The sequence below is a fragment of the Mycobacterium intermedium genome (genome assembly GCF_002086275.1).
In the GTDB taxonomy this organism is placed as follows: domain Bacteria; phylum Actinomycetota; class Actinomycetes; order Mycobacteriales; family Mycobacteriaceae; genus Mycobacterium; species Mycobacterium intermedium.
The window spans coordinates 1-304 of record NZ_MVHT01000349.1 but is presented as its reverse complement, the minus strand read 5'-3'; the positions used below and the strand labels follow the sequence as shown (position 1 = coordinate 304).

Annotated in this window: 1 pseudogene; it reads right to left on the bottom strand. The window is 58.2% G+C overall.

Annotation, left to right across the window (positions count from 1 at the left end):
- Nucleotides 1-283 (bottom strand): annotated as a pseudogene (locus BST27_RS35200) (hypothetical protein); the annotation flags it as partial.
- Between the last annotated feature and the right edge of the window lie 21 nt (nucleotides 284-304).

Genomic DNA, 304 nt, shown 5'->3' with positions numbered 1-304 from the left:
CGCCGACTACACCGTCACCATCCCCGAAATCCCATTGACCCTGAGCGGCAGTGGAATACTCAACATTCCCCGACCCCACATTGCCGCTGCCCAGGTTTTGATCGCCCAGGTTCGCACTACCCAAATTCAGCCCACCATGGTTGGCGAATCCCAGGCTGGCCAAACTGATCTTGTCCGCACCCTGGGAGAACAACCCCGCCATCTGATCACCCACATTGCCCACACCCGAGCCCAAACTCACGATCGTGTTACCCCACCCCGACACCTGATCACCTAGGTTCAACGCCGGAAGCTTCAATACAGG